The 14,187-nt window shown below is 61.1% G+C and carries 12 protein-coding genes; 2 read left to right on the top strand and 10 right to left on the bottom strand.

Translation table 11 applies throughout. The annotated features are described in order from the left end of the window. Positions 1 to 103 precede the first annotated feature (103 nt). From QFX16_RS15160 to QFX16_RS15115, 10 genes are all read right to left on the bottom strand, one after another. On the bottom strand, positions 104 to 961 hold the full coding sequence (locus QFX16_RS15160) for a hypothetical protein (protein ID WP_283180307.1): 858 nt from the start codon (positions 959 to 961) through the stop codon (positions 104 to 106). A gap of 84 nt (positions 962 to 1,045) precedes the next feature. Beyond that, the gene (locus tag QFX16_RS15155) at positions 1,046 to 2,212 is read right to left on the bottom strand and encodes an XdhC family protein (protein WP_283180306.1); all 1,167 of its coding nucleotides are present in this window, start codon (positions 2,210 to 2,212) and stop codon (positions 1,046 to 1,048) included. 81 nt (positions 2,213 to 2,293) lie between these two features. After that, positions 2,294 to 3,682, bottom strand: coding sequence for an amidohydrolase family protein (locus tag QFX16_RS15150; RefSeq protein WP_283180305.1), 1,389 nt, complete (start codon positions 3,680 to 3,682; stop codon positions 2,294 to 2,296). Positions 3,683 to 3,694: 12 nt separating this feature from the next. Continuing rightward, positions 3,695 to 5,062, bottom strand: a complete 1,368-nt coding sequence (locus tag QFX16_RS15145) for a nucleobase:cation symporter-2 family protein (RefSeq protein ID WP_283180304.1) — start codon at positions 5,060 to 5,062, stop codon at positions 3,695 to 3,697. A gap of 92 nt (positions 5,063 to 5,154) precedes the next feature. After that, positions 5,155 to 6,192 carry a CobW family GTP-binding protein gene (locus QFX16_RS15140; protein WP_283180303.1) on the bottom strand — a complete coding sequence of 346 codons (1,038 nt, stop codon included), beginning with the start codon at positions 6,190 to 6,192 and terminating at the stop codon, positions 5,155 to 5,157. After that, positions 6,189 to 6,800, bottom strand: a complete 612-nt coding sequence (locus QFX16_RS15135; RefSeq protein ID WP_283180302.1) for a UbiX family flavin prenyltransferase — start codon at positions 6,798 to 6,800, stop codon at positions 6,189 to 6,191. Before QFX16_RS15135 ends, QFX16_RS15140 begins: the two co-directional genes overlap by 4 nt. Next, positions 6,797 to 8,182 carry a UbiD family decarboxylase gene (locus tag QFX16_RS15130; RefSeq protein WP_283180301.1) on the bottom strand — a complete coding sequence of 462 codons (1,386 nt, stop codon included), beginning with the start codon at positions 8,180 to 8,182 and terminating at the stop codon, positions 6,797 to 6,799. The genes QFX16_RS15135 and QFX16_RS15130 overlap by 4 nt, the downstream gene beginning before the upstream one ends. 133 nt (positions 8,183 to 8,315) lie before the next feature. Next, entirely contained in the window at positions 8,316 to 9,221 is a 906-nt protein-coding gene (locus QFX16_RS15125) for an amidohydrolase family protein (protein WP_134418495.1), read from the bottom strand. 4 nt (positions 9,222 to 9,225) lie between these two features. Further along, a complete protein-coding gene (locus tag QFX16_RS15120; RefSeq protein ID WP_150732737.1) occupies positions 9,226 to 10,155 on the bottom strand; it encodes an amidohydrolase family protein in 930 nt (309 codons plus the stop codon). Between the two features lie 341 nt (positions 10,156 to 10,496). Continuing rightward, positions 10,497 to 11,387, bottom strand: coding sequence for a LysR substrate-binding domain-containing protein (locus QFX16_RS15115; protein ID WP_283180300.1), 891 nt, complete (start codon positions 11,385 to 11,387; stop codon positions 10,497 to 10,499). A 118-nt stretch (positions 11,388 to 11,505) separates the two neighbouring features. Here QFX16_RS15115 and QFX16_RS15110 point away from each other — a divergent pair, with 118 nt between their 5' ends. Beyond that, entirely contained in the window at positions 11,506 to 11,970 is a 465-nt protein-coding gene (locus QFX16_RS15110) for a (2Fe-2S)-binding protein (protein ID WP_140894334.1), read from the top strand. After that, entirely contained in the window at positions 11,970 to 14,183 is a 2,214-nt protein-coding gene (locus QFX16_RS15105; protein WP_283180299.1) for a xanthine dehydrogenase family protein molybdopterin-binding subunit, read from the top strand. The genes QFX16_RS15110 and QFX16_RS15105 overlap by 1 nt, the downstream gene beginning before the upstream one ends. The last annotated feature ends 4 nt before the right edge of the window (positions 14,184 to 14,187 follow it).

The raw sequence follows: 14,187 nt of genomic DNA, 5'->3' as shown, positions 1-14,187 counted from the left end.
AGTTGTAGGGTCTACTCCCACGCATTAGTGCGGGCATTGTCCATGGAGTCGGTAAGCTCAATGCTACTGTCCGTGTAAGGCGGTGTTCCTTCTGATTCGAGCGTTATAGATGCCATTCCAGATTCAGAAACGGCGTGTTGGCTTCGGTGCCAGGCGTGTTGGCAGAGTTGTTACCGAACTTGTTCTTCCAGTATTCGTAACCCACCCCGGCAAAGAAGGTGTCTTTCTTGCCGAAAGTGAGCTCGCCCACGTCCACCAGTAAGGCGAGGTGCACGAGCGTCTCGCTCACGGTGTCGTTGCCGAAGCCGTCCTTGCCCTTGGGCGGGATGAAGTTGGCAAAGCCCTTCCATTTGAGCGGTACCGAACCGAGCTGAAATGGAATGTCCCAGGCGGTTTCCAGGTAGTACGTGTCGTTGAAGCGGATATCGTGCTCTTGGGCAAACGGCAAGCCATTGTGGTTGCGCTCGGCGCGGTACATCACACTGAAGTCCCAGAAACCTGGCACGTTGAAATTGATCGTCGGCCCGATGACGAGCATGCGTTTGGCCGGCGCGAAGGCAGTGTTTTTGGTGTTCCAGTCGACGCCACCCGAAAGCGACCAGTCCCGAACGGGTCCCCACTTGAAATCCTGGCCGGATATTTTATTCAGTGAAAGTTGATGGCGATATATCGCATACACCTCGGTAGCACCGTTGTCGCCGCCGGCGGCTGGATCGTCTTTATCGGAAAACAACACCTGCACGTCGAGGAAGTTGCTGCCGTATTTATATCCGTCAACGTGAGTGAACTCAACGATGTGCTTGGCGATCGGGCCATCGATGCCCGGCTCAGCGAAGTGGGTGCCATACCAGTAACTGATTGAGTTATCGCTCCAGTCGGCAGCTTGCAATGAAGTGGCCGTCGTCAATAACAGAGTACTGATGGCAAAGGTCTGCCGAACGAGAAACGTGCGGTTCTGCATTTTTCATTTCCTTGAGTAGTCGTCCACTTCGGCTTGAGGGACTTTTTTATAGGTGCCGAGAAACTGTCGTTGTTTGAAACCAGCTCAATCGACCGCTGCCACTGCCTCCAACTTTTCACACACCAGCAAATCCACGTAATGAATCGGTTTACTACGATGCTTGAGCATCCCGCCGTTACGCAGATTCAACGCCGCCGTCATCTCCGCCAGAATCGAGAGCGCGACGCTTTCGGGCGCATCGCCGCCAAGGTCCAGGCCCATTGGGTAGTGCAGCTGTAGCAATGCATTCGGGGCAGGATTATGTTGGCGAATGTCGGTCAACAAGCGCTCGGTCCGCTCGCGGGGGCCAAGTTGGCCGATGTAGGCTGGTGCGCCTTGCAGCAATTGGCCGAGCCAGTGTCGGTCCTGGCGGTAGCTGTGCGTCATGACGGCCACTGCGGCCCCCTCAATCAACGGTCCGAGGACGATGGAGGCGTCGAGGTTCGCGACGATGACCGCATCGGCCTGCGGAAAGCGTTCAGGGCGGGCAAAGTGGCTGCGACTGTCGATCACGCTGACGTGCCAGCCCAGCAGTTTGCTCATGCGCACCAGTGGCTGGGCGTCGTGGCCGGCGCCGAAGATCACCAGGCGCGGGGGCGGAGCCACGTATTCGAAGAACACTTCGACTTCTCCACGGGCATCGGTGTAGAGCCGCAGAGAGGATTTTTTCTCGGTGAGTGTTTTGCGCAGGTCTTTGCGGATGCTGCTGTCGAGTGCGCGATTGCGCAGCGCGGGGCTTGCGTGCGACACCACCCGATCACCGACCCGCACCGACGTGTGGCGAGACGTGGCAATGATGGTCGCCATGGCCGCGGGTTGGAGACTGTCACGCACCTGTCGCAACAGTTCGATGGCCAATGACGGGGTCTTCGCGCGCAGGCGTTCGAGCATGACGAAAACCGTGCCGTTGCAGCCGAGGCCGAAGGTCAGGGCGCTTTGGTCATCGTCTTCATCTTCGGTGGCGCCGGTGCTGTAGCGGCGCACCACCGGCTCGCCGGAATCGGTCAGCCACCAGGCCTTTTTGGCCAGGTCCTGTTCCAGGCATCCGCCGCTGACGGTGCCGATGGTTCGGCCGTGGAGGGGAATGAGCATGCGTGCGCCGGGGCGGCGGTAGGCCGAGCCTTCGACCTTGACCACGGTGGCGAGGACGGTTTCTTCGCCTTGCCGGGCGCAGGTTTCAATGGCTTGGAGGAGGTCGTTGAGGCCGGACATGGTGTGTTATCCCAAAAGTCGGTGCGCAACCTGTTGGAACCGGCAAACCAGCTCCAACAAGCGGTTGTGTTGGCGGTTGGATCAGTCGACGACATGCATCAACTGCTCCACCCCCTCCCACGCGTCAGCACGCATGCGCTCCAGGTCCAGCCCTGGAATCACGCCGTCGTCGACCACCAGTCGCCCCCCGACCATGCTGTACCGCACGGCAATCGGCTCACCCGCGACCACCGGCGCCAGCGCGATATCGTGGAAGCCGAAGAACCGTGGATGATCGAGGCCATAAATCACCAGATCCGCAGCCTGGCCAATTTCCAGCGTTCCGACCGCACCCAGCCCCAACACTTGCGCGCCGCCGGCCGAGCCCCAATGAATCACATCTTCGGCGGTGGTCGCTGAAGCCCCTTGTTCGGCCCGATGAATCAACCACGCCGTGTGCGCCTCACCGACCATACTTCCGGATTCGTTCGATGCCACGCCATCCACCCCAAGCGATATTGGCACCCCAGCCTCATACATTTGTGGTACCGGCGCGACGCCGCTGCCCAGCCGTGCGTTGCTCACCGGGCAATGAGAAATGCCAGTGCCGGTTTGCGCGAGCATGCGGATTTCCCCCGGCTGCAAATGCACCGCGTGAGCGAACCAGACGTCGGGGCCGAGCCATTCGTGTTCGGCGACGAATTCCACCGGCAGGCAGTTGTATTTCTCGCGACAAAAGTTGACGTAGTTCTGCGTCTCCGAGAGGTGCGTGTGCAAGCGCAATCCAAGGCCGCGAGCGGTGTGCGCAAGCTCGCGCAGCAAGGTGGGCGGCAGCGAGAACGTCGGCGTGGTCGGCGCCACCACCACTCGACGCATCGCATCTGGAGTGTCCTGGTGGTACCGCGATTTGAGCCGTTCGATGTCACCGACCATCTGCTCCAGCGTCTCCGGTTGCAGCGCCGTTTTCGAGAATCCCGGATGGGCGCTGGCGGACTCCAGGGCGCCGCCCCGGCACAGCACAAAACGCATCCCGAACGTGTCAGCCGTGTCGAACAGCAGGTCACCGGTCTCGGTTGTGCCGTTGGCGTGATAGAGGTAATGGTGATCGGCGCAGGTCGTTACCCCCGACAACAGCAACTCGGCCATGCCTAATCGCGCGGCGATCTGCGCCAGTTGTGGTGTAAAACGGTTGAGGCGCGGGTAGGGCACGCTGGCCAGCCAGCCTTGCAAGTCTTGATTCAAACCTTCGGGCACGGCTTTGAGCAGGTTCTGAAACAGGTGGTGGTGGGTGTTGATCCAGCCTGGGTAGACCACCGAGTGACGGGCATCGATCACTCGTTCGCCGGGTTGCGCAACCAGGCCCGCAGCCATTTCGGCAATGCGCCCGTTCACCACTCGAATGTCTACAGCACCGGCCCGGGCTCGCGGGCCACGCAGGCCGGTCATCACCGCCACCGGGTTTTTGATCAGGATGTTTTGAAGTTGAGTCATGGGCTTCTCCAGTCAGAGGCTGTGGGACGCGGGCTTGGTTGCCGCGCTGTCGGGAACGCTGACGCCGTTGAGCGCGGCGTTGAGCAGCACCGACACCAGGCAGGCGATCACCACGCTGCTGTGCAGGAACGGCTGGGACCACTCGGGCATTTGCTTGAACAGGGCCGGCGCCAGCACCGGCACCAGGGCGGCGGCGATGGTGAAACCGACGATCAGCACGTTGTAGCGATTGCGCTCGTAATCGACCTTGGCCAGGGTCTGAATCCCCGCGGCCGCGACCACGCCGAACATGGCAATCCCGGCACCACCGAGTGCGGCGGTCGGCATCGAGGCGATGATCGCACCGGCCTTCGGTATCAATGCCACGGAACACATGAGCAACCCGCTGACAGCCACCACCCAGCGACTGCGCACGCCAGTCAGAATCACCAGCCCGACATTTTCCATGAAGGCGATGAACGGAAACGCCGCGAACATCCCGGCGATGGTGCTCGCCAGTCCGTTGGCGCGCAGGCCGTTGATCACCTGTTTGTCTTCCACCGGTTTTTCGACGATGTCGCCGATGGCCACGAACAGCCCCATGGACTCGACCATCTGCACAATCATCACCACTACCATGGTGGCGATCGGGATCAGACTGAAGGTCGGCAAACCGAAGTAGAACGGGTAGGGCACGGTGAGCCAGGGTGACTCCTGAACGCTTTGGAAACTGCCCATGCCCAGACCGTAGGCCAGCCCCGCGCCCACCAGCATGCCCACCAGCACCGCCATGTTGCGCAGCATCGGGCTGCCATAACGGTTGACCAACAGGATGGTCGCCAGCACGACGGCGGCGACTGCAAGGTACGCCGGCGCACCGAAATCGCTGGCGTGTCGGCCGCCACCGACCCACTCATAGGCAATCGGAAACAGCTGCAAACCGATCACCGTGACGATGCAACCGGTGACCACCGGCGGAAAGAACCGCCGCAATCGACCCACGAACGGTGCGACCAGCATCGTGAAGATCCCTGCGCCGATCACCGCCCCACAGACCCCGGCGAACCCCACCTCCGGGTTGGTGCCGATGGCGATGACCGGGCCGACACTGCTGAACGCCACGCCCTGCAAGATCGGCAAACGCACGCCGAATTTCCAGAAGCCAACGGTTTGTAAAAGCGTGGCGATGCCGGAGCAGAACAGCGTGGTGCTGATCAGCACCACGGTGTCGGCCTGGGACATTTTCAGGGCGCTGGCGACAATCAACGGCACGGCGATGGCGCCGATGTATGAGACGGCCATGTGTTGCAGGCCAAGGGTGAGCATTTGGCGGACCGGCAGAATCTGGTCGACCGGGTGGACGGTGGAAGGGGTTTTTGATGGGGATGTGGCTGACGACATGGGGAATCACCTCTTGCTGTTTTTATGCTGTAGAGAGGGGTATTCGTTCTGTGTGCCCGGAGCCGCCATCCACCGGCTCCGATGCCGTTTTTTCAGCCTGCCAGGCAGGCGGCAAAGCCTTGGTTCAACGCCGCGCGATCCAGGTCGCGGCCGATGAACACAATCTTGCTGGAGCGTGGTTCCGTGCCCCATGAGGTGGAGGCACGGAACTCGACCAGGCTGTGAACGCCCTGCAGCACGTAACGCTGATCCTGATCCGCGACGGCCAGCACGCCTTTCATTCGGTAGAGGTTGTCGGCCTGCTCATCGCGCAACTTGCTGATCCACTGGTGGAAGGCGAGCAGATTCACGGCGCCGTCCACGGCGATGCCGACTGACGACACGCTCGAATCGTGGTCATGATCCAAATCATGGTGCTGTTCGTCGGCGTGGTGATCGTGCTCGGAGCCGATTTCCATCAGCTTTTGCGTTGACTCGAACGCACCGATGCCGAGAATCTTCGACAGATCGATCTCGGCGTAGCTGGAGGTCACCAGGTCCGCCGTGGCGTTTAATCCACGAATCTTGCCGCGCAGCGCTGCCACGTCGTCCTCGCTCACCAGATCGACCTTATTGATCACAATGCGGTCCGCGCAGACGATCTGATCGACCGCCTGGTTGTCCACGCCATCCAGCTGCAAATCCTCCAGATGCTGAACGATGTGCTTGGCGTCGACCATGGTCACGATGGCGTCCAGTTCGACTTCATCGGCAATCGGGTCGTTGATAAAGAAGCTCTGCGCCACCGGGTACGGATCGGCCAGACCACTGGTCTCGATCAAGATGTGATCCAGCCGCACCGGGCGCGCCACCAGTTCGCGGACAATGCGCACCAGGTCCTCTCGAACCTCGGCGGTGCAGCACACGCAGCCGTTGACCATCTCGTAGATTTCTTCGGTCTCAGAGCTGAGCACCAGGTCGCCGTCGATGCCGACTTCGCCGAATTCGTTTTCGATCACGGCAATCTTGCGGCCGTGGTTTTCCCTGAGGATGTAGTTCAGCAGGGTTGTTTTGCCGGCGCCGAGGAAACCGGTAAGGATGGTCACCGGAATTTTGCGGTTCGGGGTAGGGGCGTTGAATGGGCTGTTCATGCGAGCTCCTTGGTTGTTGCGAAATGACCGGTGGCCGATGGGCCGGGTTCACCCCAGCGCAGCGCGGTCCCGGCGTCGAGGCCGAACAGGTCGAGGACACGGCCGAGGCTGTGATCGACCATTTGCGAAAGGTTTTGCGGGCGGGCGTAGAAGGCCGGCACCGGTGGGGCGATGATCCCGCCCATTTCGGTGACGGCGGTCATGTTGCGCAGGTGGGCGAGGGTCAGCGGCGTTTCCCGGGCCATCAACACCAAGGTCCGGCGTTCTTTCAATGTGACGTCGGCAGCGCGGCCGATCAGCCCCGAGGAGGAGCCGGTGGCAATCTCCGCCAACGTGCGCATGGAGCACGGCGCGACCACCATGCCCAGGCAGCGAAACGAACCGCTGGCGATCCCGGCAGCCACGTCGTCGGCCCGGTGGTAGTGGCTGGCCAGCGCGGTGACGTCCGCCAGTTTGTAGTCGGTTTCATGGGCCATGGTCAGCAGCGCGGCCCGGCTGATGATCAGGTGGCTTTCGATGTTCAGTTCAGCCAGCAACTCCAGCAAGCGCACGCCGTAAATGAAGCCGGACGCGCCGCTGATGCCGACCACCATGCGCTGGCGGTTCATGACTGATAGCTCTTCAGCAGGTTGCGTGCGCGCTCGACCACATCCTGATCCAGTTGCGCCTTGATCCCGTCGAACCCCGAACCGCGTGTGGCATCGAGACCCATGCGCGACGTGGTGCCGTTGACCGAGGACGATGGGTCCAGCGGACTGCCGGGCAAACCGTCGATGACGAAAATATCCTGATGCGGCTGAAAGTGTGTGGCCAATGCCCACAGCACCTGGCTGTCGTCGCTGATGTCAATGTCGCTGTCCACTGCGATCACGGTTTTCAGGTACGGGTCCCAGCCGAGCAGGGCGAGCATGATCTGCCGTGCCTCGCCGTCGCGGCTTTGATCCAGCGCCACGTAGCAATGAAAGTGCGTGCCGGAGTTGGGGTAGTGCACGGCGGTGACGGCGGGGAAGCGTGCCTTGAGTTTCTCGCTCATTTCCGCTTCCCGTGGCAGACGCGCCAGGGTCAGGTGTTCGGCGTACCGTCCGCCGACCACGTCCACCAGCCAAGCGTCCTTGCGCCGCATGAGGGTGTCGACCCGCAGCACGTTGTTGGTTGAACGGTCTGAGGAATAGCCGCTGAACTCGCCGAACGGACCTTCCTCGGCATAGGCCGCCGGATCGATGGCGCCTTCCAGCACAAACTCGGCATAGGCCGGTACGCCGATGCCATAAAGCGGGGTCTTGACCAGTTCCAATGGGGCACCAAACAGGCCACCTGCCACTGCGCGTTCATCGCTGCCGAACGGCAAACGTGCTGCTGCGGCAAGCATAAACAGCGGATGGGCACCGACCACCATGGCCACGCGCAATTCTTCACCGCGCTCGCGAGCGGTTTGCAGCATGCGCCACAAGTGACCGCGCGAATGCAGGCTGGTGGCGAGGGTCTGTCGGGCATGGCGCATCGAGCGGTGATAACTCATGTTGGCGATGCCGGTGACCGGGTCTTCGGCGATGATGATCGCGTTGGTAATGTACGGGCCACGGTCGCTGTCGAAGTGCTTGAGCATCGGCAACAGCGCCAGGTCCACGGCTTCGCCTTCGAAGATCTCGTCCAGTACCGGACCGGTTTCGACGTAGCGGGGCGCGATCGGATGATTGGCGCGGGCCTGGAAGGTTTCGTGCAGTTGCGCCGCAGTGACACCGAAGATCCGTGCGATGCGGGTTCGGGAGGCGAACAGGTTGGTCGCCACCGGCACACCGAGGTTGCCGACTTTTTCGCAGATCAGCAGCGGGTCACGGCCTTGAGTCGCCAGGGCATCGACCAGGGCGGTGACGTCCTGATCGGCCGAAAGAGATTCGTGGACGGTGAGCACATCGTCCGGGTACTGCCGGCGATAGGCGTCGATGAAATCGTGAAAGTCCTGGGTATCGCCGAGCGTAGAGAGGGTCATGGTTTCACCTCGTAAAAGCAGGCGTGCAGGGCTGAGGGCGACGTTCGATCGACAAGCCGTTGGCCTGCCGGTCGATCGAACGCCGGGCTCATCTGTACGCCTGTAAAGTCGCTTTGCTCTGGTTTTAAAACGCTTAGAGGTAGGTCGTGGTCAGACGAATGTCCGCCTCGATCAGATCCTTGGGTGGCGGTGTCGGTTCGATGCCGCACAACCGGGCAATGTTGTTGCCCAGGTAATCCTCAAGGTGATCCTCATCAATCCCCAGGCCTTGCGGCGCTGGCGAACACAGGACTTCGAGTTCGCGCAACCACATGCCCGGTTCGTTCGGCGGCGAGTCGGTGCCGAAGACGATCTTGTTGCGCGGCAGCTCCTTGGCGAACTCGACGATCCGCGACTGGAAGCACCAACCGGATTCGCAGTACACGTTCGGCGTGTCCATGGCCATCCAGAACGCTTCGAACGAGTAGTTGCCGCCGGTCTGGATGCCGAAGTGACCGATGATGAAGTTGACCATCGGGAATTCGCGGATGATCGGGTAGAACATCGTCGGGATGGTGTACGGACCGTCACCCGTGTGGATCAGCACCACGATGTTGTACTTGGCGCAGACTTTCATCGCCGGCCGCAGCCAGTCCAGTGCCCGGTCGGGACGATAGCCGTGCATGTTGGCGTGCAGCTTGAGCATCTTGAAACCGTATTCCTTGATATGAAACTCCAGCTCTGCCGCACCGTTTTCCGGTCCCCAGCGCGGGTTGAAGTTGAAGTTACCAATGAACCGATCCGGGTACTTCATGCACAGCTCGGCGATGTACGACATGTAGTCGCGCACGCCTTCGCGGCCCCGCCGGTTGCCGTCGCGATAACCGGTGTTGCCCGGTGGCGGCTGGATGAAGCCCATGTCGATGCGGCGCGGTTTGCCGTTGATCATGTACGGGCCGTCCATCAGCTTGAGCATGCGCTCGCCGGTAAACGGTTCACCGGTGTGGCGCCAGGCCTCGTCGACCAGGTTGGTGGGGTGCAGATGGGTGTCGATAATCATTGGTTTAGCTCCTGGCCAATTGTGTGGTGACAGGGCGCTTGAGCTGCGCCTCGGCTTCGGACACGGAACGCGGCGGCGGGGTTGGCTCGAGGCCGATCATCCGCGCGGTGTTGTTGCCCAAGTATTCCTCCAGAGTGTCCTCGTCGAGGTTCAGTCCTTGGGGCGGCTCATGGCAGAGCACTTCAAGCAACCGCAGCCACATGCCCGGCTCGTTCGGCGGGGTGTCGGTGCCGAAAAGGATCTTGTGGGTCGGCAGGACTTTGGCGAATTCGACGATTCGCGATTGCAGGCACCAGCCCGATTCGCAGTAAACGTTGGGCAGCTCCATCGCCCACTGCATCGGTTCGAACACGTAGACGCCGCCGGTCTGCACCCCGAAGTGCGCCATGATGAAATCGACGTTGGGGAACTCCTTGATCATCGGCACCCATTCCGACGGAATGCTGTACGGCCCGTCGCCGGTGTGCAGTTTGACCGGGATGCCCAGCTCGGCGCATTTCTCGAAGGCCGGACGGACCCAGTCCAGCGCACGGTCCGGGCGATAGGCGTGCATGTTGGCCTGCATCTGGACCATCTTGAAGCCGTGTTCCTTGACGTAACGCTCAATCGCCTCGACACCGTTTTCCACGCCGCAGCGCGGGTTGTAGACGAAGCAGCCAATGAAGCGATCCGGGTAGGTCTGGACCATCTTCAGCGTGTAAGCCATGTAGGCATCGATGGATTCGCGTCCGCTGAGGTCGCCGTCGGTCCAGGTGTAAATGGTGTTGCCTTGTGGCGGCTGGATGAAGGCTTTGTCGATACGGCGAGGTTTGCCGTTGACCATGTACGGGCCATCCATCATCTCCAGCAGACGCTCGCCGGTGAACGGGTCACCGTCATGCCTCCAGGCGAGGTCCACCAGGTCGGTGGGATAGCAACTGATATCGATGATCATTGAAGTCGATCTCCTGATAGCGGGGAAGGGAACCTTGCGGTTCGCAGCAGCCACGTCCCGGGCAATCGGCCATTTCTATGCGCACTGCTGCGCATTCCCTCGCCTGGTCGCATCCGGCTCGGGACGCTGGCTGCTTGGGGGGAAGTATTGGAAGGGGGGGTGGGGTTCGTACAATATTAATTGGGCGGGGTGTTGATATGTGTTCGATATGGGGCAGGGGTTTGTGGTGGATGGGCGGACCTCTTCGCGAGCAAGCCCGCTCCCACAGGGGATCTTCAGTGAGTGCAGGATTTGTGTCTGGCACCGATCAACATGTGGGAGCGGGCTTGCTCGCGAAGGCGTCAGATCAGCGTTTGCTGAGCCAACGTCTTGATCACTTCAACCACCGGAGCCACCCGCTCGGCCTGCCCAGGTGGCCACACCGCATACAGGTTGTAATGCGCCGGAATTTGCGCCGCGTTCAGCTCTACCAAACGCCCCGCGCGCAACGCATCCGCCGCTAGCAACCCGCGCACCAGCCCCGCGCCAACCCCGGCTTCGGCCGCTGCAATCAGGTTGGCCGCATTATCGAAAACCACCCGAGCATTCGGCTCGGTTGGCGCCATTGCTGCTGCATCCAGCCAGGGAATCCACGAGCGCCGCGTATACCCCAGCAGCGGCAATTCCAGCACCTGCGCCGGCGTAATTGGCACCTGCAACCCATGGCGCTCAAGCAGCGCCGGGGATGCCACCGCAGTCACTCGATCACCGCAGATCTGGGTCATCTCGCAGTCTTCCCAATCGCCATACCCGTACCGCAACGCCAGGTCCACCCGCTCGAACGAACTGCGATCCGAGCGCGGCATCGATAGCAATACCACTTCATGGTCAGGCAACAAATCGAGCAGTTCCGGTAGCCGTGGATTGAGCCAGCTTTGGGCCAATTCACTGTCGACATCAAGGGTCAGCCGCTGCGCGACGCTGCGGTTTTTCACCGAGGAAAGCGCCCGGTCGATCTGCGCCAGGCCGTCGGACAGCACGCTGGCAAACAATTGCCCGGCATCGGTCAGGTTACTGCCGCCACCTTCGCGTACGAACAGCGGCTGGCCGATGAAGTCTTCCAGGCTGCGGATCTGCTGGCTGATCGCGCTGTGGGTCAGGTCAAGCTTGCGCGCAGCGCTGGAGAAGCTTCCGCTGCGAGCCGCCTGAATAAAGGCACTCATGGACTGCACCGACGGGTATCGCTTGTACATGCTGTTAGTCCTACTTACACAGGATGGCAGAAATCGTCGCTGGCCCGATTTTCCACAGACTCTCAATAATCGGCGACCAGGCCTGCACAAAGACGGGCCGCTCTCTTGGAGCCTGACAATGATCGAATTCACGGTAAACGGCGAACGACACGAGCTGGTAGAGCCATCGCCCTCCATGCCCTTGTTATGGGTGTTGCGTGATCACTTGAAACTCACCGGCACCAAGTTCGGTTGCGGCATGGGCCTGTGCGGTGCCTGTACCGTGCACCTGGACGGTGTCGCAGTACGTTCCTGCCAACTGCCGGTCGCCGCCGTGGCGGGGCACAGCATCACCACCATCGAGGGCTTGTCGCCCACCGAACAGCATCCGCTGCAACTGGCCTGGGTAGCCGAAGATGTCCCGCAATGTGGTTACTGTCAATCCGGGCAGATCATGTCCGCAGCCGCGTTGCTCAACACCGGTGCGACAGTCACCGATGACTCGATCCGCAACGCCATGTCCGGCAACGTGTGCCGCTGCGGCACTTACGGGCGAATCAATAAAGCCATCAAGCGCGCCGCTGCTGCGCCGAAGGAGGCGTGATGACATTTATCGACGACACACAGATCGAACTGCCGCGCCGTCTCTTTCTCAAGCAGGCTGGCACTGTTGCCTGCGGCCTGGCAATTGCGTTCTATCTACCCTCAGGCATAGCCGCTACGGACCTGAAAGGACCTGCGCCTGCAGGGGAATTCGAGCCCAACGCCTGGGTTCGGGTATTGCCCGACGGCACGGTGAAACTGGTGGTGCACAAACACGATTCCGGCACAGGCACCCACACCGCATTGGCCGCTTGCGTGGCCGAGGAACTGGACGTCAACCCGATGACCGTGCAGGTGATATCGCCGGAAAATCCGTTCTTTGAAACCTACATTCACCCGATATGGAAAGTCTTCTCGACGGGTGGTAGCACCAGTGTTTCGCTGGAATACGATCGCCTGCGGATGGCCGGTGCCACGGCGCGTGCACTGCTGATCACTGCGGCGGCCAAACAATGGAAAGTCAGTCCCGACAGTTGCACAACCGAAGAGGGCCGAGTGGTGCATTCCGCCAGCAAACGCAGCCTGGGTTACGGTGAGCTGGTGAGTGTTGCCGCGAAATTGCCAGCACCGGCCAAGGTCACTTTGAAGGACCCCGCGCAATTCAAGTACATTGGCAAACTGCGGCACAAGCGCGATGCGGCGGCCAAGGTTTGCGGGCGCTTCAAGTACAGCATCGACGTGGAATTGCCAGAGATGCTGGTGGCGGTGATTCAGCGCACGCCAGTGGTCGGCGCCAAGGTTGTCTCGGTGGATTCCAGTACGGCGTTGCAAGTACCGGGCGTGCGTAAGGTGATCGCGATTCCCGGCCGGCCTGATGTGCTGGGCGGCAATCAGGAAGGCGTCGCAGTGCTCGCGGACAATTACTGGGCCGCCCAACAGGGTCGTGCGTTGCTCAAGGTGCAATGGAGCGATTCACCCCTGGCCGGTTTCGACAGCGATCAACTGGCGACGGCGCAAGCGGCGGCCATCGACGACAAGACCGCACAGCGGGTGTCCGCCATGGCGGCGGGGGATGTCAGCGCTCAGTGGCCGAAAGCCGCGAAGCTGCTCGAAGCCGATTACCTCATGCCGTACAAGGTGCAGAACCCGCTGGAACCGATCTGCATCACCGCCGAGGTGAAGAATAACGCCATCACCTACTGGGGCGGCGTTCAGGTGCCATCTTCGGCGCTGGAGGCTGCGCAAAAGGTGTGCAAGATCGCCAAGGATAAGGTCACCATCAATGAGTTGGTGTCCGGCGGCAGCTTCGGGGCGCGGGAGGCCAAGTACTGGTTGTTCGAAGTGGCATACCTGGCGCAGGAGGCCAAGGTGCCAGTCAAGTTGATGAACAGCCGTGAAGACGAAATGCGTTCGCTGTTCATGCACCCGGCGACTCTTCATCGAGTCAAAGGTGCGCTGGATGCTCAGGGCAACCTCACGGCGTTGAAACTTGACGCTGTCTCACCGGCTTCGCCGGAACAGTGGGAACCAGGCTATTTCGAACGCCCCGACCACATGGACTACAGCACGACCGAGGCTATCACTGCGTGGGACTTTGCTTATCGTCCTGCGAATCTGGACCTGGCCTGGGTCAAGCACGAAAGCAACGTGCCCAGCGGTTGGTATCGCTCCGTGAGTTTCATTCCCAATGTGTTTGCCGTCGAAAGTTTCATGGACGAATTGGCACACAGCTCGGGACAGGATCCGTTGGCCTTTCGCCTGGCTAACATGCAAGGCCGGCCCCGGCACGTCGCGGTGCTGAAGAACGCCGCCGAACGTGCCGGTTGGGGCCAGCCATTGCCGGAAGGGACAGCCTTGGGGATCGCCACCAATCAGGGTTACACCAGCTTCATCGCGGTGGTCGCCAGACTTTCGAAAAAAGACGGTGTGATCAAGGTCGATAAACTCACCTGCGTGGTCGATTGCGGCCTGGCGGTGTCGCCGGGCGGTGTCGAAGAGCAGATCTATGGCGGCTTGATGTGGGGCCTCGGTCACGCGCTGTTCGACCGCATGGACATCAAACAGGGCAGGGTGGTGCAAAGCAACTTCCATGATTACCGGGTGCCCCGCATGTCGGACATGCCGACGATAGATATTCTGGTACTGGACGGCGAGCCGAGCAAACCTGGAGGTGTCGGTGAACTGGGCAGCACGTCGGTGGTCCCGGCCATCGCCAATGCACTGTTCATCTTGACCGGAGTGCGCCAGCGCTCGACGCCACTGACCCTGGGATAAGCTG

This window comes from Pseudomonas svalbardensis, from assembly GCF_030053115.1.
Lineage (GTDB): Bacteria > Pseudomonadota > Gammaproteobacteria > Pseudomonadales > Pseudomonadaceae > Aquipseudomonas > Aquipseudomonas svalbardensis.
Note: the sequence above shows the minus strand (reverse complement) of the source record. Positions and strands in the feature narration are given on the sequence as shown.

Coding starts and splice junctions, on each gene's coding strand:
- QFX16_RS15155 (WP_283180306.1), bottom strand. CDS start 2,212: ATGTCCGGCCTCAACGACCTCCTCCAAGCCATTGAAACCTGCGCCCGG.
- QFX16_RS15125 (WP_134418495.1), bottom strand. CDS start 9,221: ATGATTATCGACACCCATCTGCACCCCACCAACCTGGTCGACGAGGCC.
- QFX16_RS15150 (WP_283180305.1), bottom strand. CDS start 3,682: ATGACTCAACTTCAAAACATCCTGATCAAAAACCCGGTGGCGGTGATG.
- QFX16_RS15105 (WP_283180299.1), top strand. CDS start 11,970: ATGACATTTATCGACGACACACAGATCGAACTGCCGCGCCGTCTCTTT.
- QFX16_RS15160 (WP_283180307.1), bottom strand. CDS start 961: ATGCAGAACCGCACGTTTCTCGTTCGGCAGACCTTTGCCATCAGTACT.
- QFX16_RS15140 (WP_283180303.1), bottom strand. CDS start 6,192: ATGAACAGCCCATTCAACGCCCCTACCCCGAACCGCAAAATTCCGGTG.
- QFX16_RS15130 (WP_283180301.1), bottom strand. CDS start 8,182: ATGACCCTCTCTACGCTCGGCGATACCCAGGACTTTCACGATTTCATC.
- QFX16_RS15115 (WP_283180300.1), bottom strand. CDS start 11,387: ATGTACAAGCGATACCCGTCGGTGCAGTCCATGAGTGCCTTTATTCAG.
- QFX16_RS15145 (WP_283180304.1), bottom strand. CDS start 5,062: ATGTCGTCAGCCACATCCCCATCAAAAACCCCTTCCACCGTCCACCCG.
- QFX16_RS15135 (WP_283180302.1), bottom strand. CDS start 6,800: ATGAACCGCCAGCGCATGGTGGTCGGCATCAGCGGCGCGTCCGGCTTC.
- QFX16_RS15110 (WP_140894334.1), top strand. CDS start 11,506: ATGATCGAATTCACGGTAAACGGCGAACGACACGAGCTGGTAGAGCCA.
- QFX16_RS15120 (WP_150732737.1), bottom strand. CDS start 10,155: ATGATCATCGATATCAGTTGCTATCCCACCGACCTGGTGGACCTCGCC.